At 66.9% G+C, this 18,705-nt stretch carries 15 protein-coding genes and 3 rRNA genes; 12 read left to right on the top strand and 6 right to left on the bottom strand.

Annotated features, from left to right (window positions below; all coding sequences use genetic code 11):
* The first annotated feature begins 151 nt into the window (after positions 1-151).
* Positions 152-400, top strand: coding sequence for a chaplin (locus ACRAKF_RS09930; protein WP_447041904.1), 249 nt, complete (start codon positions 152-154; stop codon positions 398-400).
* 71 nt (positions 401-471) lie between these two features.
* The gene (locus ACRAKF_RS09925; protein ID WP_447036572.1) at positions 472-714 is read left to right on the top strand and encodes a chaplin; all 243 of its coding nucleotides are present in this window, start codon (positions 472-474) and stop codon (positions 712-714) included.
* 96 nt (positions 715-810) lie between these two features.
* Here ACRAKF_RS09925 and ACRAKF_RS09920 read toward each other — a convergent pair whose 3' ends face one another.
* Complete coding sequence (locus ACRAKF_RS09920) at positions 811-1,605, bottom strand: hypothetical protein (RefSeq protein ID WP_447036571.1); 795 nt, start codon at positions 1,603-1,605, stop codon at positions 811-813.
* 121 nt (positions 1,606-1,726) lie between these two features.
* Between ACRAKF_RS09920 and ACRAKF_RS09915 the strand changes: the two genes are divergently transcribed.
* The 3 genes from ACRAKF_RS09915 to ACRAKF_RS09905 all read left to right on the top strand — a co-directional run bounded on the left by ACRAKF_RS09915 (position 1,727) and on the right by ACRAKF_RS09905 (position 4,047).
* On the top strand, positions 1,727-2,524 hold the full coding sequence (locus tag ACRAKF_RS09915; RefSeq protein WP_447036570.1) for an ABC transporter ATP-binding protein: 798 nt from the start codon (positions 1,727-1,729) through the stop codon (positions 2,522-2,524).
* A gap of 70 nt (positions 2,525-2,594) precedes the next feature.
* Positions 2,595-3,023 carry an NfeD family protein gene (locus tag ACRAKF_RS09910; RefSeq protein ID WP_447036569.1) on the top strand — a complete coding sequence of 143 codons (429 nt, stop codon included), beginning with the start codon at positions 2,595-2,597 and terminating at the stop codon, positions 3,021-3,023.
* A gap of 88 nt (positions 3,024-3,111) precedes the next feature.
* On the top strand, positions 3,112-4,047 hold the full coding sequence (locus ACRAKF_RS09905; RefSeq protein WP_447036568.1) for an SPFH domain-containing protein: 936 nt from the start codon (positions 3,112-3,114) through the stop codon (positions 4,045-4,047).
* Between the two features lie 18 nt (positions 4,048-4,065).
* On the opposite strand, the gene ACRAKF_RS09900 is transcribed toward ACRAKF_RS09905, so the two are convergent.
* The 3 genes from ACRAKF_RS09900 to ACRAKF_RS09890 all read right to left on the bottom strand — a co-directional run bounded on the left by ACRAKF_RS09900 (position 4,066) and on the right by ACRAKF_RS09890 (position 6,104).
* Positions 4,066-4,578, bottom strand: coding sequence for an HNH endonuclease (locus ACRAKF_RS09900; RefSeq protein ID WP_447036567.1), 513 nt, complete (start codon positions 4,576-4,578; stop codon positions 4,066-4,068).
* A gap of 167 nt (positions 4,579-4,745) precedes the next feature.
* A complete protein-coding gene (locus tag ACRAKF_RS09895) occupies positions 4,746-5,285 on the bottom strand; it encodes a YbhB/YbcL family Raf kinase inhibitor-like protein (protein WP_447036566.1) in 540 nt (179 codons plus the stop codon).
* Between the two features lie 36 nt (positions 5,286-5,321).
* Positions 5,322-6,104: a sporulation protein gene (locus ACRAKF_RS09890; protein WP_447036565.1), complete on the bottom strand. Its 783-nt coding sequence runs from the start codon at positions 6,102-6,104 to the stop codon at positions 5,322-5,324.
* A gap of 162 nt (positions 6,105-6,266) precedes the next feature.
* Here ACRAKF_RS09890 and ACRAKF_RS09885 point away from each other — a divergent pair, with 162 nt between their 5' ends.
* The 6 genes from ACRAKF_RS09885 to ACRAKF_RS09860 all read left to right on the top strand — a co-directional run bounded on the left by ACRAKF_RS09885 (position 6,267) and on the right by ACRAKF_RS09860 (position 14,930).
* A complete protein-coding gene (locus ACRAKF_RS09885) occupies positions 6,267-6,908 on the top strand; it encodes a DNA-3-methyladenine glycosylase (protein WP_447036564.1) in 642 nt (213 codons plus the stop codon).
* Between the two features lie 571 nt (positions 6,909-7,479).
* A 16S ribosomal RNA gene (locus tag ACRAKF_RS09880) occupies positions 7,480-9,005 on the top strand.
* Positions 9,006-9,322: 317 nt separating this feature from the next.
* A 23S ribosomal RNA gene (locus ACRAKF_RS09875) occupies positions 9,323-12,446 on the top strand.
* Positions 12,447-12,585: 139 nt separating this feature from the next.
* Positions 12,586-12,702: ribosomal RNA gene (gene rrf / locus ACRAKF_RS09870) — 5S ribosomal RNA — on the top strand.
* Together the 16S, 23S and 5S rRNA genes form the textbook arrangement of a ribosomal RNA operon.
* Before the next feature lie 228 nt (positions 12,703-12,930).
* Positions 12,931-14,208 carry a hypothetical protein gene (locus ACRAKF_RS09865; RefSeq protein ID WP_447036563.1) on the top strand — a complete coding sequence of 426 codons (1,278 nt, stop codon included), beginning with the start codon at positions 12,931-12,933 and terminating at the stop codon, positions 14,206-14,208.
* Entirely contained in the window at positions 14,145-14,930 is a 786-nt protein-coding gene (locus ACRAKF_RS09860) for a tetratricopeptide repeat protein (protein ID WP_447036562.1), read from the top strand. The genes ACRAKF_RS09865 and ACRAKF_RS09860 overlap by 64 nt, the downstream gene beginning before the upstream one ends.
* A 96-nt stretch (positions 14,931-15,026) precedes the next feature.
* On the opposite strand, the gene ACRAKF_RS09855 is transcribed toward ACRAKF_RS09860, so the two are convergent.
* Positions 15,027-16,310, bottom strand: a complete 1,284-nt coding sequence (locus tag ACRAKF_RS09855; RefSeq protein ID WP_447036561.1) for a DUF1015 domain-containing protein — start codon at positions 16,308-16,310, stop codon at positions 15,027-15,029.
* Positions 16,311-16,382: 72 nt separating this feature from the next.
* Between ACRAKF_RS09855 and ACRAKF_RS09850 the strand changes: the two genes are divergently transcribed.
* Complete coding sequence (locus ACRAKF_RS09850; RefSeq protein WP_447036560.1) at positions 16,383-17,435, top strand: HAD hydrolase-like protein; 1,053 nt, start codon at positions 16,383-16,385, stop codon at positions 17,433-17,435.
* A gap of 275 nt (positions 17,436-17,710) precedes the next feature.
* On the opposite strand, the gene ACRAKF_RS09845 is transcribed toward ACRAKF_RS09850, so the two are convergent.
* Entirely contained in the window at positions 17,711-18,544 is an 834-nt protein-coding gene (locus ACRAKF_RS09845; RefSeq protein WP_447036559.1) for a siderophore-interacting protein, read from the bottom strand.
* Between the last annotated feature and the right edge of the window lie 161 nt (positions 18,545-18,705).

Here is an 18,705-nt window from a genome sequence, read left to right as displayed (position 1 = left end):
ACTCCCGGCGCTCCCGAACAGTTGCGCTCCGGGATGAGATTCATACCGTCGTGTGGATGTCCCCCATATGGCGCAACCCGAGCGCCGCCCGGGCGTTCTCCAGGGCGTGCTGCGGCGGTCGGCCGCAGCCTTCGTCCAGGAGGATCCCGAAGTGAAGAAGCTGAAGAAGGCCGCCGTCGTCACGTTGATGACGGGCGGCCTCATCGCGGCCGGGGCCGGCATGGCCTCCGCGGCGCACGGCGGTGCCCAGGCCGACGGCGTGGCCAAGAACAGCCCGGGTGTCGGCAGCGGCAACGTCATCCAGATCCCGATCCACATCCCGGTGAACCTCTGCGGCAACACCGTCACGGTCATCGGCGGCCTGAACCCCGCGTTCGGAAACGCCTGCGCCAACGCCTGACCGCACCCGCGCGGTCACCCCTTCGACCCCGCAGCCGGGGTCGTCCCACGCCAGCAGGAGGAGCACCACCCATGAACAGCATCGCCAAGAAGGCCGCCCTGGCCGTCGCCGCCGCCGGACTCGCCGCGGGTGCCTCCGCCGGAGCCGCCTCCGCCACCTCGGGCGCCGACGGCGTGGCCACGAACTCCCCGGGCGTCGGCTCGGGCAACCTGGGCCAGGCCCCGGTCCACGCGCCGGTCAACGTCACCGGCAACAGCGTCAACGTCATCGGTGCCCTCAACCCGGCGTTCGGCAACGCCTCAGGGAACCACTGACGCGACACCCGATGCGGGCCCCGCGGACCACACAGGACCGCGGGGCCCGCGGCATGCTCACGCCACCCTCGGGTCCCAGAGCTGTGACACAGGCTCTCAGCCCCCGTCCCGCTTCCGCTCCCGGTCCTCGACGTACGCGTTGTACGCGGCCACCTGGGCCCGCCGGGCCGTCCGCTCCACCGGCCTCAGCGCCTGACCCCGCGCGGCCATCTCCGAGGCGCTCACGGCACCGCCGTGCCCGTTCTCGTGCGCCAGGGACACCAGCATTCCGACCCGCTGCGCCAGTTCGAGCACCCGTACCGCACGCGGCGGATACCCCGGCGCCAGCACCTCGCGGCCCCGCTCCGCCCGCGCCCGGTACGCGTCGAGCGCCGCCTCGGCCATCGGCCCCGAGCCCGCCACATCCAGCCGCGAGAGCACCTCCGTGGCCTCCCGCAGCGCCTCCGCGAGCTCACGCTCCGCCTCGCCGAGCGACGGCACGTCGGCGGGCGGCGCCTCCCGCACCGGCAGGCAGTGCCAGACGACGTCCACGTGCACATCGCCCTCGGGCCCCGCCTCGTACACCTCGGGCACAAGACCGTACGGAGCGCCGAACCCGACCACGGCCTCCTCCGCGGCGAGCGCCCGCGCGTTGAACTCGGGTGGCCCACTGAGACCCAGCGGATGGCCGGGGGCGGGCAGCGCCACCCGCAGGCCCGTCACACCGAGCGAGCGCAGACGGCCCATGGCGAGCGACAGGCCGACCCGGCCCGGCTCACCGGGCAGGCCTTCGACCCGGTGCACCGCGTCCTCGCCGACCATGGCGAGCACCGCGTCATCCGGAGAAACAAGTCCGGCCAAAAGGGCGTTTCCCCAAGCGGCCAGGCGTCCTGAGCGTGGTTCCGAGAGCATGCGTACAGCCTAAGGACCGGCCTCACGACAGGAACGCTCGGCCGGTGGCGTAGGTTTTATCCGGGGGCCGCGTTAACCGGCGCGAGCGAAGACCGAGACTGCAATGGGAGACAGCGCGCTCATGAGCGATGTACTGGAGCTTGAGGACGTATCTGTGGTCCGCGAGGGCCGGGCTCTGGTGGACCAGGTCTCCTGGTCGGTCAAGGAGGGGGAGCGCTGGGTCATCCTCGGCCCGAACGGCGCGGGCAAGACCACCCTCCTCAACGTCGCGTCGAGCTACGTCTTCCCGAGCACCGGCAGCGCCACCGTCCTCGGCGAGACCCTCGGCAAGCCGGGCACCGACGTCTTCGAACTGCGCCCGCGCATCGGCGTCGCGGGCATCGCGATGGCCGAGAAGCTGCCCAAGCGCCAGACGGTCCTCCAGACGGTGCTCACCGCGGCCTACGGCATGACCGCCGGCTGGCACGAGAACTACGAGGAAATGGACGAGCTGCGCGCCCGCGCCTTCCTCGACCGCCTCGGCATGAGCGACTACCTCGACCGCAAGTTCGGCACCCTCTCCGAGGGCGAGCGCAAGCGCACCCTGATCGCCCGCGCCCTGATGACCGACCCCGAGCTGCTGCTCCTCGACGAGCCCGCCGCCGGCCTCGACCTCGGCGGCCGCGAAGACCTCGTACGCCGCCTCGGCCGTCTCGCGCGCGACCCGATCGCCCCCTCGATGATCATGGTCACGCACCACGTCGAGGAGATCGCCCCCGGCTTCACCCACGTCCTGATGATCCGCCAGGGCAAGGTGCTCGCCGCGGGACCCCTGGAGCTTGAGCTCACCTCCCGCAACCTCTCCCGCTGCTTCGGCCTCCCGCTCGTCGTCGAGCAGCGCAACGACCGCTGGACCGCCACCGGCCTGCCCCTCGGCTGAGGCGCGCCCTCCGGCCCCGCCGACCGGCGGCCCCTGTCGGCGAAGGGACCCGCGGTCCTACGATGACCACGTGGACATCGACGCATGGGTGTGGTGGCTGATCGGAGCCGCCGCGCTCGGAATCCCGCTCGTATTGACCGCGATGCCGGAGCTCGGCATGCTCGCCGTGGGCGCCGTCGCGGCCGCCGTGACCGCGGGCCTCGGCGGTGACACGGTCCTCCAGGTCCTTGTCTTCGCCGCGGTCTCGGTCGCCCTCATCGCCGTCGTGCGCCCCGTCGCGGCCCGGCATCGGGCCCAGCGGCCCGAACTGGCCACCGGAGTCGAGGCGTTGAAGGGCAGATCGGCCCTCGTGCTGGAACGGGTCGACGCCACCGGCGGCCGCATCAAGCTCGCCGGCGAGATCTGGTCGGCCCGCTCACTCGACTCCGACCTCGCCTACGAGACGGGCCAAGAGGTGGACGTCGTCGAGATCGACGGGGCGACGGCCATCGTCATGTGAATCCCGCACGGGCCGTGCGGAGGTCTGACAGACTCCACCCACAAGATCTTTCCGGAACGCCGAAGCATGAAGGGTACGGGGAGCCACGATGCAACCCATCATCATCGTCCTGATCATTCTGGTGGTGCTGGTCTTCATCGCCCTGATCAAGACCATCCAGGTCATCCCACAGGCGAGCGCCGCCATCGTCGAGCGCTTCGGCCGCTACACACGCACCTTGAACGCCGGCCTCAACATCGTCGTCCCGTTCATCGACTCGATCCGCAACCGCATCGACCTCCGTGAACAGGTCGTCCCCTTCCCGCCCCAGCCGGTGATCACCCAGGACAACCTGGTGGTCAACATCGACACGGTCATCTACTACCAGGTGACCGACGCCCGGGCCGCGACCTACGAGGTCGCCAGCTACATCCAGGCCATCGAGCAGCTCACCGTCACCACCCTGCGCAACATCATCGGTGGCATGGACCTGGAGCGGACCCTCACCTCCCGCGAGGAGATCAACGCGGCCCTGCGCGGCGTCCTCGACGAGGCCACCGGCAAGTGGGGCATCCGCGTCAACCGCGTCGAGCTGAAGGCGATCGAGCCGCCGACCTCCATCCAGGACTCGATGGAGAAGCAGATGCGCGCCGACCGCGACAAGCGCGCCGCGATCCTCCAGGCCGAGGGTGTACGGCAGTCGGAGATCCTGCGGGCCGAGGGCGAGAAGCAGTCCGCGATCCTGCGCGCCGAAGGTGAGGCCAAGGCCGCGGCCCTGCGCGCCGAGGGCGAGGCCCAGGCGATCCGCACCGTCTTCGAGTCCATCCACGCCGGAGACGCGGACCAGAAGCTCCTCGCGTACCAGTACCTCCAGATGCTCCCGAAGATCGCCGAGGGCGACGCGAACAAGCTCTGGATCGTCCCCAGCGAGATCGGCGACGCCCTCAAGGGCCTCGGCGGCGCGTTCGGCAACTTCAACGCGATGGGCGGCGATGCGAACTCCCGCTCCGGCACGGAGCGCCGCGAACAGCCACCGATCGACTGACCGGCCCCGCAGGGGGCGCTAAGCGGCGGGGACGGGCTGTGCCAGCCAGTGGGGCAGTGAGGCCAGGTCGTCCCGCCCGAGCGCCAGGAGCATCGCGTCCGCGGGAGTGGGCTCGAACGGCATCCGCAGCAAGGGCATCCCGGCCTCCTCGGGCGTCCTGTTGGCCTTGCGGTGATTGTCCATCGCGCACGAGGCCACCGTGTTCAGCCACGAGTCCGCGCCGCCCTGCGACCGCGGCACCACATGGTCCACCGTCGTCGCGCGCCTGCCGCAGTACGCGCACCGGTGCCGGTCCCTGACGAGGACCCCCCGCCTCGACCACGGCGCCTGTCTCCGGAACGGCACCCGGACGTATCTGCAGAGTCTGATCACCCGTGGCACCGGTATGTCGACCGCCGCCGCACGCACGCGCAGTCCGGGGTGGGCCTGTTCGACCACGGCCTTGTCCTGGAGCACCAGAACGACGGCACGGTTGAGCGTCACCGTCGAGAGCGGCTCGAAGCTCGCGTTCAGCACCAGCGTGTCCCGCATCAACCTGCCCACCTCCCGTATGCACCGGCCCACCCCCTGGCGGGCTTGGATCAACTCTGGCCGGGCACGCCGAGATGGACAACGCAATAAAAAATGCCCGTCCCCGATCACTTCCATGACCGGAGACGGGCGAACAAGAGATGAACGCTCAGTTCACTGCGGGCGGCTCAGCCCTCGGCAGGCGCACCGTACTCGGCGACGAGCTGCGCACGCGCGAGGGTGTGGAACCGCAGGTTGAAGCCGACCGCCGCGGGCGGCGTGTCCGCGTCCGGGCCCAGCTTCTCCTCGTCCACCGCGTACACGGTGAACACATAGCGGTGCGCCGGGTCGCCGGGCGGCGGGGCCGCACCCCCGAACTCCTTGGACCCGTAGTCGTTGCGCGCCTGCACCGCACCCTCGGGCAGCCCCTCGAACTTGCCGCTGCCCGCACCGGCCGGCAGCTCGGTGACCGAGGCCGGGATGTCGAAGACGGTCCAGTGCCAGAACCCGCTGCCCGTAGGGGCGTCCGGGTCGAAGCACGTCACGGCGAAGCTCTTGGTCTCCGGCGGAAACCCCTCCCACCGCAGGTGCGGCGAGGTGTTCCCCGCCGCGTGGACCTGAGCTTCCTTCAGGACCGCCCCCTGCCGGACGTCCTCACTCGTGACCGTGAACGATGGCACGGGCGGGTGGAAGTCATGGGGGAGCGGCGGCCTCTTCGGCTCGGTCACGTGAGCACCTCCTGGTCGATTGCTGTGCCCCCGAGCCTAGGACCAGTTGCGCTTGGAGCCGACCTGCGACAGCCACTCGTTCAGGTAGGCGCTCCAGTCGGTGCCCTGGAAGTCGTTCAGACCCACCTTGAACGAACGGAAGGAGTCGCTGCCCTCGCTGAACAGGCCCGGCTTCTTGTCCATCTCCAGGATGACGTCCATCTCGCGGTCGTCGGCGACGAAGCTCAGCTCCACCTGGTTCAGCCCGCGGTACTGCTGCGGCGGGAAGAACTCGATCTCCTGGTAGAACGGCAGCTTCTGCCGCGTACCGCGGATGTGGCCGCGCTCCATGTCGGCGCTCTTGAAGCGGAAGCCGAGCTGGATGAAGGCGTCGAGAATGGCCTGCTGCGCCGGCAGCGGGTGCACGCTGATCGGGTCCAGATCCGTGGAGTCCACGGCCCGCGCGATCTCCAGCTCGGTGGTGACACCGATGTTCATGCCGCGCAGTTCCTGGCCGTCGATGCTCGTGACCGGCGTCTCCCAGGGGATCTCCAGGCCGAACGGCACGGCGTGCACCTGGCCGGCCTGAAGCGTGAAGGCGCCACCGAGCCGCACCTTGGTGAACTCGATGTCCTGCTTCGTCTCCTGGTCCTGGCCCTCGACCTCGACCCGCGCCTGGAGCCCCACGGACAGCCCCTCGATCTGCTGGTCGACGGAACCACCCTGGATCCGCACCTCACCCTGGACCACACCGCCCGGGACCACATTGGCCTCGGTCAGCACGGTCTCGACCGAAGCGCCGCCGGCTCCCATACTCGCGAGCAGCTTCTTGAACCCCATGACTCTCCTCCCCCAGGCCGCCGCCTGTGGTTCGTATCGACTTGAATCCTTGATCGGTACATACGCCGGGAATCCGCGCGCGGTTCCGCGCACTCACCCTGGCAACCGAGCGGCCCGAAGGCCATCCGCGTGCGCACACCGAGTGCGTTACGCTCGGATGGCATGATCGCGGAGCCTGACCGTACGCCCTTGACCCGAGACTTCTTCGACCGCCCTGTCCTGGAGGTCGCCCCCGACCTGCTGGGGCGCGTCCTCGTACGCGACTCGGAGCACGGCCCGATCGAGCTCCGTCTGACAGAGGTCGAGGCGTACGCGGGAGAGGCCGACCCCGGCTCCCACGCGTATCGCGGCAAGACCGCACGCAACGGCGTGATGTTCGGCCCGCCCGGCCATGTGTACGTCTACTTCACGTACGGCATGTGGCACTGCATGAACCTGGTGTGCGGCCCGGAGGGCATGGCGAGCGCCGTCCTCCTGCGCGGCGGCGAGATCACCGAGGGCGCGGAACTGGCTCGCAAGCGTCGACTCTCGGCCCGAAACGACAAGGAACTGGCCAAAGGCCCGGCCCGCCTGGCCACGGCACTCGACGTGGACCGGAGCCTCGACGGCGCGGACCTCTGCGGCGACCCGGACAGCCCCTTCTCGATCCTCACCGGCACTCCGGTCGAAGCCATCCAGGTCAGCGAGGGTCCGAGGACCGGCGTAGGAGGGGAGGGCGCCGTCCACCCCTACCGCTTCTGGACGACCGGCGACCCCACGGTGAGCCCGTATCGGGCCCACGCGCCACGCCGCCGCCGAACTTGACGCGGCCCGGGGGCCTCCGTAATGTAGTCCGAGCCGCTTGAACCGGTCACGGCAGTCTGCCGACAGCCGGAAGCGGCCAACCACTACCTACGACTTCCTCCCAGTGAGGGCCTATTCGGCGTGTCCGCATGCCGAATTTGGAACTCACGGACTCGATTATGAGTCGCGGAGGGAATCCGCTAAAGTAGTGAACACGCCGAAAGGCAAAGGCCCTCCAACGGCCACCGGAAATGAAATCCGAACCGGAAACGGAACGGAAAACGGATCTGGTAGAGTTGGAAACGCAAGAACAAAAGAAACACCGAAGGGAAGCGCCCGGAGGAAAGCCCCAGAAAATGTTCTGTGGGTGAGTACAAAGGAAGCGTCCGTTCCTTGAGAACTCAACAGCGTGCCAAAAGTCAACGCCAGATATGTTGATACCCCGGCTCACTTCGGTGAGTTGAGGTTCCTTTGAAAAAGTCCTGTACGGCATTTGTTCGTGCAGGCGACACAGCGAGGACGCTGTGAACCGGGAGATTATTCCTCTCCTTGGTTCCGCTCTCGTGGTGTTCATCCCGATTACGGGAAAACATTCACGGAGAGTTTGATCCTGGCTCAGGACGAACGCTGGCGGCGTGCTTAACACATGCAAGTCGAACGATGAAGCCCTTCGGGGTGGATTAGTGGCGAACGGGTGAGTAACACGTGGGCAATCTGCCCTTCACTCTGGGACAAGCCCTGGAAACGGGGTCTAATACCGGATAATACCGTCTCTCGCATGGGAGAGGGTTGAAAGCTCCGGCGGTGAAGGATGAGCCCGCGGCCTATCAGCTAGTTGGTGAGGTAGAAGCTCACCAAGGCGACGACGGGTAGCCGGCCTGAGAGGGCGACCGGCCACACTGGGACTGAGACACGGCCCAGACTCCTACGGGAGGCAGCAGTGGGGAATATTGCACAATGGGCGAAAGCCTGATGCAGCGACGCCGCGTGAGGGATGACGGCCTTCGGGTTGTAAACCTCTTTCAGCAGGGAAGAAGCGAGAGTGACGGTACCTGCAGAAGAAGCGCCGGCTAACTACGTGCCAGCAGCCGCGGTAATACGTAGGGCGCAAGCGTTGTCCGGAATTATTGGGCGTAAAGAGCTCGTAGGCGGCTTGTCACGTCGGTTGTGAAAGCCCGGGGCTTAACCCCGGGTCTGCAGTCGATACGGGCAGGCTAGAGTGTGGTAGGGGAGATCGGAATTCCTGGTGTAGCGGTGAAATGCGCAGATATCAGGAGGAACACCGGTGGCGAAGGCGGATCTCTGGGCCATTACTGACGCTGAGGAGCGAAAGCGTGGGGAGCGAACAGGATTAGATACCCTGGTAGTCCACGCCGTAAACGGTGGGAACTAGGTGTTGGCGACATTCCACGTCGTCGGTGCCGCAGCTAACGCATTAAGTTCCCCGCCTGGGGAGTACGGCCGCAAGGCTAAAACTCAAAGGAATTGACGGGGGCCCGCACAAGCAGCGGAGCATGTGGCTTAATTCGACGCAACGCGAAGAACCTTACCAAGGCTTGACATATACCGGAAAGCATCAGAGATGGTGCCCCCCTTGTGGTCGGTATACAGGTGGTGCATGGCTGTCGTCAGCTCGTGTCGTGAGATGTTGGGTTAAGTCCCGCAACGAGCGCAACCCTTGTTCTGTGTTGCCAGCATGCCCTTCGGGGTGATGGGGACTCACAGGAGACTGCCGGGGTCAACTCGGAGGAAGGTGGGGACGACGTCAAGTCATCATGCCCCTTATGTCTTGGGCTGCACACGTGCTACAATGGCAGGTACAATGAGCTGCGAAGCCGCAAGGCGGAGCGAATCTCAAAAAGCCTGTCTCAGTTCGGATTGGGGTCTGCAACTCGACCCCATGAAGTCGGAGTTGCTAGTAATCGCAGATCAGCATTGCTGCGGTGAATACGTTCCCGGGCCTTGTACACACCGCCCGTCACGTCACGAAAGTCGGTAACACCCGAAGCCGGTGGCCCAACCCCTTGTGGGAGGGAGCTGTCGAAGGTGGGACTGGCGATTGGGACGAAGTCGTAACAAGGTAGCCGTACCGGAAGGTGCGGCTGGATCACCTCCTTTCTAAGGAGCACTTCTTACCGAGTCCGCTCGGTCAGAGGCCAGTCCATCAGCGAACGTCTGATGCTGGTTGCTCATGGGTGGAACGTTGACTATTCGACCGGTGTTCACGGGTCGGAGGCTGCAAGTACTGCTCTTCGGGGCGTGGAAAGCATGATCTTCGGACGGGACCGGGTCGGGCACGCTGTTGGGTATCTGAGGGTACGGGCTTGTTTGAGCCTGTCCTTCGGGATGCCGACCCCAGTGAAAGTCTGCTTTGGCGGGCTGTGATGGGTGGTTGGTCGTTGTTTGAGAACTGCACAGTGGACGCGAGCATCTGTGGCCAAGTTTTTAAGGGCGCACGGTGGATGCCTTGGCACCAGGAACCGATGAAGGACGTGGGAGGCCACGATAGTCCCCGGGGAGTCGTCAACCAGGCTTTGATCCGGGGGTTTCCGAATGGGGAAACCCGGCAGTCGTCATGGGCTGTCACCCACTGCTGAACACATAGGCAGTGTGGAGGGAACGCGGGGAAGTGAAACATCTCAGTACCCGCAGGAAGAGAAAACAACCGTGATTCCGGGAGTAGTGGCGAGCGAAACCGGATGAGGCCAAACCGTATACGTGTGATACCCGGCAGGGGTTGCGTGTGCGGGGTTGTGGGATCTCTCTTTCACAGTCTGCCGGCTGTGAGGCGAGTCAGAAACCGTTGGTGTAGACGAAGGACATGCGAAAGGTCCGGCGTAGAGGGTAAGACCCCCGTAGTCGAAACATCAACGGCTCGTTTGAGAGACACCCAAGTAGCACGGGGCCCGAGAAATCCCGTGTGAATCTGGCGGGACCACCCGTTAAGCCTAAATATTCCCTGGTGACCGATAGCGGATAGTACCGTGAGGGAATGGTGAAAAGTACCGCGGGAGCGGAGTGAAATAGTACCTGAAACCGTGTGCCTACAAGCCGTGGGAGCGTCGCGCATCAAGCTTGCTTGGTGCGTCGTGACTGCGTGCCTTTTGAAGAATGAGCCTGCGAGTTTGCGGTGTGTTGCGAGGTTAACCCGTGTGGGGAAGCCGTAGCGAAAGCGAGTCCGAATAGGGCGATTTAGTAGCGCGCTCAAGACCCGAAGCGGAGTGATCTAGCCATGGGCAGGTTGAAGCGGCTGTAAGAGGTCGTGGAGGACCGAACCCACCAGGGTTGAAAACCTGGGGGATGACCTGTGGTTAGGGGTGAAAGGCCAATCAAACTCCGTGATAGCTGGTTCTCCCCGAAATGCATTTAGGTGCAGCGTCGTGTGTTTCTTGCCGGAGGTAGAGCACTGGATAGGCGATGGGCCCTACCGGGTTACTGACCTTAGCCAAACTCCGAATGCCGGTAAGTGAGAGCACGGCAGTGAGACTGTGGGGGATAAGCTCCATGGTCGAGAGGGAAACAGCCCAGAGCATCGACTAAGGCCCCTAAGCGTACGCTAAGTGGGAAAGGATGTGGAGTCGCACAGACAACCAGGAGGTTGGCTTAGAAGCAGCCACCCTTGAAAGAGTGCGTAATAGCTCACTGGTCTAGTGATTCCGCGCCGACAATGTAGCGGGGCTCAAGCGTACCGCCGAAGTCGTGTCATTGCAGCAATAGGGCCAACGCCCGCTGTGATGGGTAGGGGAGCGTCGTGTGCCGGGTGAAGCTGCAGCGGAAGCTAGTGGTGGACGGTTCACGAGTGAGAATGCAGGCATGAGTAGCGATACATACGTGAGAAACGTGTGCGCCGATTGACTAAGGGTTCCTGGGTCAAGCTGATCTGCCCAGGGTAAGTCGGGACCTAAGGCGAGGCCGACAGGCGTAGTCGATGGATAACCGGTTGATATTCCGGTACCCGCTGTGAAGCGTCAAACATCGAGCCCATTAATGCTAAGGCCGTGAAGCCGTCCTGGAGCCTTCGGGCAAAGGGAAGTGGTGGAGCCGCCGACCCAAGGTGGTAGTAGGTGAGTGATGGGGTGACGCAGGAAGGTAGTCCAGCCCGGGCGATGGTAGTCCCGGGGTAAGGGTGTAGGCCGTGTGATAGGTAAATCCGTCGCACATCAAGGCTGAGACCTGATGCCGAGCCGATTGTGGTGAAGTGGATGATCCTATGCTGTCGAGAAAAGCCTCTAGCGAGTTTCATGGCGGCCCGTACCCTAAACCGACTCAGGTGGTCAGGTAGAGAATACCGAGGCGTTCGGGTGAACTATGGTTAAGGAACTCGGCAAAATGCCCCCGTAACTTCGGGAGAAGGGGGGCCATCACCGGTGATGAGTCTTGCACTCTGAGCTGGGGGTGGCCGCAGAGACCAGCGAGAAGCGACTGTTTACTAAAAACACAGGTCCGTGCGAAGCCGTAAGGCGATGTATACGGACTGACGCCTGCCCGGTGCTGGAACGTTAAGGGGACCGGTTAGTGCGCTTTCGGGCGTGCGAAGCTGAGAACTTAAGCGCCAGTAAACGGCGGTGGTAACTATAACCATCCTAAGGTAGCGAAATTCCTTGTCGGGTAAGTTCCGACCTGCACGAATGGCGTAACGACTTCTCGACTGTCTCAACCATAGGCCCGGTGAAATTGCACTACGAGTAAAGATGCTCGTTTCGCGCAGAAGGACGGAAAGACCCCGGGACCTTTACTATAGTTTGATATTGGTGTTCGGTTCGGCTTGTGTAGGATAGGTGGGAGACTTTGAAGCGGGCACGCCAGTGTTCGTGGAGTCGCCGTTGAAATACCACTCTGGTCGTGCTGGATGTCTAACCTCGGTCCGTGATCCGGATCAGGGACAGTGTCTGATGGGTAGTTTAACTGGGGCGGTTGCCTCCTAAAGAGTAACGGAGGCGCCCAAAGGTTCCCTCAGCCTGGTTGGTAATCAGGTGTTGAGTGTAAGTGCACAAGGGAGCTTGACTGTGAGACCGACGGGTCGAGCAGGGACGAAAGTCGGGACTAGTGATCCGGCGGTGGCTTGTGGAAGCGCCGTCGCTCAACGGATAAAAGGTACCCCGGGGATAACAGGCTGATCTTCCCCAAGAGTCCATATCGACGGGATGGTTTGGCACCTCGATGTCGGCTCGTCGCATCCTGGGGCTGGAGTCGGTCCCAAGGGTTGGGCTGTTCGCCCATTAAAGCGGTACGCGAGCTGGGTTTAGAACGTCGTGAGACAGTTCGGTCCCTATCCTCTGTGCGCGTAGGAATATTGAGAAGGGCTGTCCCTAGTACGAGAGGACCGGGACGGACGAACCTCTGGTGTGCCAGTTGTCCTGCCAAGGGCATGGCTGGTTGGCTACGTTCGGAAAGGATAACCGCTGAAAGCATCTAAGCGGGAAGCCTGCTTCGAGATGAGTATTCCCACCCCCTTTGAGGGGTTAAGGCTCCCAGTAGACGACTGGGTTGATAGGCCAGATCTGGAAGCCCGGTAACGGGTGGAGGTGACTGGTACTAATAGGCCGAGGGCTTGTCCTCAGTTGCTCGCGTCCACTGTGTTGTTCTGAAACAACGAACAGTTGTGTCGGCTGAACAGCGTCACTATCTAAATTGAAAAGTGTGCTTGTTCGCTGCCCTGTTTGAGATCTCGCTTCATCGGCGAGATATTTCATAGGGTTTCGGTGGTCATAGCGTGAGGGAAACGCCCGGTTACATTTCGAACCCGGAAGCTAAGCCTCAAAGCGCCGATGGTACTGCAGGGGGGACCCTGTGGGAGAGTAGGACGCCGCCGAACAATCTTTGGAGGACCCCTGGTCCCAGCGTCCACGCTGGGGCCAGGGGTCCTTTTGTTTTTGTCGAAGCGCGCCGTCACCCCGGCTGCGCGAGAATGACTGCGGTACCGAAGACTAGGAGTCACCCATGTCCACCAACTCTCCCGACGAGCGACCGGAGCGCGACCAGCGCCGCCGGGAAGGTGGCGACCGGGGCGGCTCCCAAGGGGCGCCGAGGCGCGACAACGACCGTGGCGGTTTCCGCCGTGACGGTGACCGGCCGGCCTTCCGTCGCGATGACCGCCGCGGCGGGGACAGCCGTGGTGGGGACAACCGCGGTGGTGGTGGTTTCCGTGGGCGTGATGACCGTGAGGGTGGGCGTCCGCCGTTCCGTCGTGACGATCGGCCGAGCGGGCCGCGTCGTGATGACCGTGGTGAGGGTGGGCGTCCGCCGTTCCGTCGTGACGATCGGCCCAGTGGGCCGCGTCGCGATGACCGTGGCGGTAGCGGTGGCTCTGGCGGTGACCGTGGTGGGTTCCGTCGTGAGGGTGACCGGCCGGCCTTCCGCCGCGACGACCGCAGGGACGACCGTCGCGATGACCGTCGCGACGACCGCGGTGATCGTGGTGGGTTCCGTCGCGATGACCATCGTGGTGGGGACAGCCGTGGTGGCGATAACCGCGGTGGTGGTGGTTTCCGTGGGCGTGATGACCGTGAGGGTGGGCGTCCGCCGTTCCGTCGTGATGACCGGTCCAGTGGGCCGCGTCGCGATGACCGTGGTGAGGGTGGGCGTCCGCCGTTCCGTCGTGATGACCGGTCCAGTGGGCCGCGTCGTGATGACCGTGGTGAGGGTGGGCGTCCGCCGTTCCGTCGTGACGATCGGCCCAGTGGGCCGCGTCGTGATGACCGTGGTGAGGGTGGGCGTCCGCCGTTCCGTCGTGACGACCGGTCCAGTGGGCCGCGGCGCGATGACCGTGGTGAGGGTGGGCGTCCGCCGTTCCGTCGTGACGACCGGCCCAGTGGGCCCCGTCGCGATGACCGTGGCGGTAGCGGTGGCGCTGGCGGTGACCGTGGCGGATTCCGTCGTGAGGGTGACCGGCCGGCCTTCCGCCGCGACGACCGCAGGGACGACCGGCGCGATGACCGTCGCGATGACCGACGGGACAGCAACGATCGAGGCGGCTTCCGTCGCGACGATCGCGGTGGCGACAACCGTGGCGGCGGATACCGTGGCCGTGACGACCGCGGGCGCGACGACCGTGGACGTGACGACCGCGGTCCGCGGCGTGATGACAGCCGTGGTGGCGGCGGGTTCCGTGGGCGGGACGACCGCAGGGACGACCGGCGTGACGGCGGCGACCGCGGGGGCTACCGCGGTGGGCGTGACGACCGCGACCGGGACCGCGAGCCGATCCGGCGGCTGCCGATCCCTGACGACGTCACGGGGCGCGAGATCGACAAGGACGTGCAGCAGGAGCTCCAGAGCCTCCCCAAGGGTCTCGCCGAGGAGGTCGCACGGAACCTGGTGATGGTCGCCAACCTCCTCGACGAGGACCCCGAGCAGGCCTACGCGTACTCGCGGATCGCCCTGCGGCTGGCCTCCAGGGTCGCGGCGGTGCGCGAGGCGGCGGGCTTCGCCGCGTACGCGAACCAGAAGTACAGCGAGGCGCTCGCCGAGTTCCGGGCCGCGCGGCGGATGACCGGCGGTGTCGACCTGTGGCCCGTCATGGCGGACTGCGAGCGCGGCATGGGCCGGCCCGAGAAGGCGCTGGACATGGCCGGTGCGCCCGAGGTGCAGAAGCTCGACAAGGCGGGACAGGTCGAGATGCGGCTCGTCGCCGCCGGGGCACGTCGCGACATGGACCAGATCGATGCCGCCATCGTGACCCTGCAGAGCTCCGAGCTGGCCTCGAACTCCGTACAGCCCTGGACCCCGCGGCTGCGGTACGCCTACGCCGACGCGCTGCTCGCGGCCGGTCGTGAGGACGAGGCCCGGGAGTGGTTCGCGAAGGTCGTCGAGTCCGACAAGGACGGCAGCACCGACGCCTCCGACCGACTGGCCGAGCTCGACGGTGTCGAGTTCGTCGACGCCCTTGAGGGCGACGAGGACGAGCAGGGCGGCATCAGTGTCGACGACGTCGAGCCGGTCGAGCCGGTCGAGCCGGTCGAGCCGGGCGAGGAGCGTACCGAGAGCCGCGAGACCGTGGCCGACGACACGGCTGACGAAGAGGTCGACGGCGACCAGGCCTGATCGTCTGGGTGGCTAGAGACTGAGAACGGGCGGGGCTGCCTTCAAGGAGCCCCGCCCGTTCGGCATGTCCGGGGTAGGGAAGAAGCGCCCGCCGCGTCAGAACGCGAGGCCACGCAGGACCAGGCCCGTCGCCGGCTTCGGGCCGAAGGAGGTCGACTTGCGCGGCATCGTCACGCCCTGGCGGGCCAGGTCGCGGACGACCTCCTCGCGGACCGGATGCATCAGGACGGCCGTGCCGCCGTCGCGCTCGGCCTTCTCGACCGTCGCCTCGGTGTCGTGGATGTACGCGATGTGCTCGGGGGCGTCCGGGATGCTCCAGACATGGTCGAGCAGGGTCGAGTGCAGGACCGTCGCGTCCAGGGTCCGCCAGGCCTCGGGGTGATCGTCGGGGATCGTACGGGCGAGGAGGTCCGGGGACGGGCGGTCGATGAGATGGAAGGCGCCGTCGCCCGCCAGGAGAAACGCGTTGCTCTCGGCGGCGGCCTCGGCGAGGACGTCGAGCGCGTGGCCGAGGGTGCCCTCCACCGTGCGTACGCGGAAGGAGCCGCCGATGGCCGCGAGGGCCTCGGCGACCGGCAGGCGGTGGAGGTAGCGGTGGATGGCGCGGACCCGCAGCGGGTAGTGCGCGGTGTCGACCAAGAGGACCAGGCCGTAGTCCCAGGCGCTCGGCGTGGGGTGCTCGGCACGCAGGCGCAGGTTGGTCGCCCAGCGGTGGTGACCGTCGGCGATGAGCGCCTGGTGGGCGGCGAGATTCGTCTGGATCTCGGTGATCTCCGCGGGGTCCGTCACCGACCAGAGGCGGTGGTGGAAGCCGTCCTCGGTGGTGGTGGCGAGCAGCGGCTCGCGGCGGGCGACGCGTTCGATGACGGCTATGGCGCCCTCTGCCCGCTCCTCGGCGTCGCTGCGGTAGGTCAGGAGCAGCGGCTCCAGGTTGGCGGAGGTCGCCCGCATCAGGGCCGCGCGGTCCTCGACGACGTGCGGCATCACGTCCTCGTGGGGCAGGACGATGCCGTCCCGGGCCTCGGAGAGGCGGAGCGCGCCGATGATGCCGCGCTGGAGGATGTCGCCGTCGCGCTGTTCGTAGACGTACAGGCTCGGCTCGTCGTCGGGGGCGAGGATGCCTTCGGCGAGCCAGTCGCGCAGGGTGTCGGCGGCCTGCTGGTTGCGCGCGGCGGGGGTGGTGGCCTGCGGGAGGATCAGCCGGACGATGTTGTGCGGGTCGGCGGACTCCAGGTGGAGCAGGCCGTCGGGGCGGACCACCACGTCGTACGGGGGTGAGGTCACCGCGGCGAGGTTGCCGACCCGTTCGGGGACGTAGCGCACGCCCCGGAAGGGGATCAGGTCGAGTCCGGCTGCGTCCGTGTGACCCGCTGTGTTCATTGGGGCATCGTATGTGTGTCAGTGGCATGAGCGATGATCGGGGGAGTGGTATCGAGCGAGGAGCGATGTGTAATGAGCCAGACCGCAGGCAAGGGCGCGGGCGACGGCGTCAGGACGCGGCCGGCGGGCAGCGGCGAGGCGCTGAGCGAGGCGTATGACACCGCGCTGCTCGACCTGGACGGGGTCGTCTACGCGGGCGGGCTCGCCATCAAGTACGCCGTCGAGTCCCTCGGCACGGCCCGCAAGGGCGGCATGCACCTCGCGTACGTCACGAACAACGCGCTGCGGACGCCGGACGCGGTGGCGGAGCATCTGACGGAGCTGGGTATCGAGACGGCCGCCGCGGACGTCATCACCTCGGCGCAGGCCGCGGCCCGGCTGGTCAGTGAGCGGGTGCCGGTCGGGGCGCGGGTGCTCGTGATCGGCGGTGAGGGGCTGCGGGTGGCGCTGCGGGAGCGGGGCCTTGAGCCGGTCGAGTCGGCCGACGAGGATCCGGCGGCGGTCGTGCAGGGGTACGGCGGTCCGGACATGGCGTGGGGGCGCTTCGCCGAGGCCTGCTATGCGATCGCGCGCGGGGTGCCGTGGTTCGCGTCGAACACGGACCTGACGATTCCGAGCGCGCGGGGCATCGCGCCGGGCAATGGCGCGGCCGTGGAGGTCGTCCGTATCGCGACGAACGCCGAGCCGACGGTGGCGGGCAAGCCGCTGCCGCCGATGCACCGGGAGACGATCCTGCGGACGGGTGCCGAGCGGCCGCTGGTCGTGGGCGACCGCCTGGACACGGACATCGAGGGCGCGTTCAACGGCGAGGTGGATTCCCTGCTCGTCATGACCGGCGTCACGGACGCCGCGCAGCTCCTCGCGGCGCCGCCGCGGCACCGGCCGACGTACGTGGACGCGGACCTGCGCGGCATGCTCACCGGGCAGCCCGAGGTGACCGGGTCCGAGGGCGGCTTCGCCTGCGGCGGCTGGACGGCGTCGGTGCGCGACGGCGAGCTGGCCCTGGACGGCGCCGGCGAGGCCATGGACGGGCTGCGCGCCCTGTGCGCGGCGGCCTGGACCGAGGCCGGGAACGGCCCCTGCACGCTGGACACGGCCAAGGCGGTGAGTCGGCTGGGGCTGTGACGCGGCGGGGGCTGCGAGTCGCCGGGGCTGCGACCCGGCGGGGATTGCGACCCGGCGGGGACTGTGAGCCGCCGGGGCTGCGGGTCCGGCCGGGTGTGAGCCGCCGGGACTGACCCGGCGAGGGCTGCGGCTCGGCGGAGGCTGTGAGCCGGCGGGGACAGCGGAGCCGCCGGGGCTGCGAGTCCGGCCGGGGCTGCGAGCCGCTGTCGGGGGCGGCCGCCGGCCACGGGGTGCGGCTTGTGGTGAGGTTTCGCCGGAGGGTTCGCTTCCGGTGGTCAGGCCGTTTCGCCTCGGTCGATCAGCTCGTCGGTGGTCGTGTTCCTGCGCCAGTAGCCGGAGAACGACACCCGTTCACGGGCGAAGCCGCGGTCGCCGACGAGGTGGCGGCGGACGGCCCTGACGGTCGCGGACTCGCCCGCGATCCATGCGTAGGGCGTGCCTTCGGGAAGGTCCGCGCCGCGGATCCCCTCCGTGGTGGCGCCCTCCCTGGTGAGCCAGTGGATCTCGGTGTCCGCCCTGCTGGGCAGCGCCTGGCGGTCCGCCAGGTCGTGGACCTCGACCCAGACGCGTGTCGTCAGGCCGGGCGGCAGAGTCTCCAGGATGCCCGCGACGGCCGGGAGCGCCGATTCGTCGGCGGCCAGAAGCAGCCAATCGGTGTCCTCCGGCGGCCGGAAGTCGTACGCCGCGTTCTCCTCCTCGACCGGGGCGAGGACGCCGATGCGGGCGCCGGGCCGTGCCGTCCGGGCCCAGCTCGTGGCGGGGCCGTCCATGGGGGAGGGGGCCGGGCCGTGGACGGCGAAGTCGACGATCAGCTCATGCGGGTCACGGCGGAGGTCACGGGTCGTGTACGTACGCATGATGCCCCGTACCGAAGGGTCGAGGGCGCACCAGGCGGCGTACCAGTCGCCGGCGTCACCGGTGCCGGTGTCCGGCATGACCGGGGCGTCCTGGCCCGGGTGCGGCAGGAAGATCTTGATGCGCTGGTCCCGGCCGCCCGAGGCCATGCGCGGCAGGTCGGGGCCGCCGAAGGCCACGCGGATCATGGCGGGGGTGAGCCGTTCGGCGCGCAGCACCCGGACGTCGAAGTACTGGTACGGGGAGTCGGTCATCGCTTGGCCTCTTCGGCTTCTCGTTCGGCTTCTCGACGTGGCGGGAGCGGCATGGACAGCGGAGCAAGGACAGCGGCATGGACAGCGGAGCAAGGACAGCGGCAAGGACAGCGGAGCAAGGACAGCGGCATGGATGGTGAGCGCGACGGTGACGACGCGAC

The sequence above is a fragment of the Streptomyces sp. DSM 118878 genome (assembly GCF_052936595.1).
Note: the sequence above shows the minus strand (reverse complement) of the source record. Positions and strands in the feature narration are given on the sequence as shown.

What these genes read in the sequence shown, in the direction of transcription:
- ACRAKF_RS09925 (WP_447036572.1), top strand. Translation starts at nt 472, where the DNA reads ATGAACAGCATCGCCAAGAAGGCCGCCCTGGCCGTCGCCGCCGCCGGA.
- ACRAKF_RS09920 (WP_447036571.1), bottom strand. Translation starts at nt 1,605, where the DNA reads ATGCTCTCGGAACCACGCTCAGGACGCCTGGCCGCTTGGGGAAACGCC.
- ACRAKF_RS09915 (WP_447036570.1), top strand. Translation starts at nt 1,727, where the DNA reads ATGAGCGATGTACTGGAGCTTGAGGACGTATCTGTGGTCCGCGAGGGC.
- ACRAKF_RS09905 (WP_447036568.1), top strand. Translation starts at nt 3,112, where the DNA reads ATGCAACCCATCATCATCGTCCTGATCATTCTGGTGGTGCTGGTCTTC.
- ACRAKF_RS09900 (WP_447036567.1), bottom strand. Translation starts at nt 4,578, where the DNA reads ATGCGGGACACGCTGGTGCTGAACGCGAGCTTCGAGCCGCTCTCGACG.
- ACRAKF_RS09890 (WP_447036565.1), bottom strand. Translation starts at nt 6,104, where the DNA reads ATGGGGTTCAAGAAGCTGCTCGCGAGTATGGGAGCCGGCGGCGCTTCG.
- ACRAKF_RS09885 (WP_447036564.1), top strand. Translation starts at nt 6,267, where the DNA reads ATGATCGCGGAGCCTGACCGTACGCCCTTGACCCGAGACTTCTTCGAC.
- ACRAKF_RS09855 (WP_447036561.1), bottom strand. Translation starts at nt 16,310, where the DNA reads ATGAACACAGCGGGTCACACGGACGCAGCCGGACTCGACCTGATCCCC.
- ACRAKF_RS09850 (WP_447036560.1), top strand. Translation starts at nt 16,383, where the DNA reads ATGAGCCAGACCGCAGGCAAGGGCGCGGGCGACGGCGTCAGGACGCGG.
- ACRAKF_RS09845 (WP_447036559.1), bottom strand. Translation starts at nt 18,544, where the DNA reads ATGACCGACTCCCCGTACCAGTACTTCGACGTCCGGGTGCTGCGCGCC.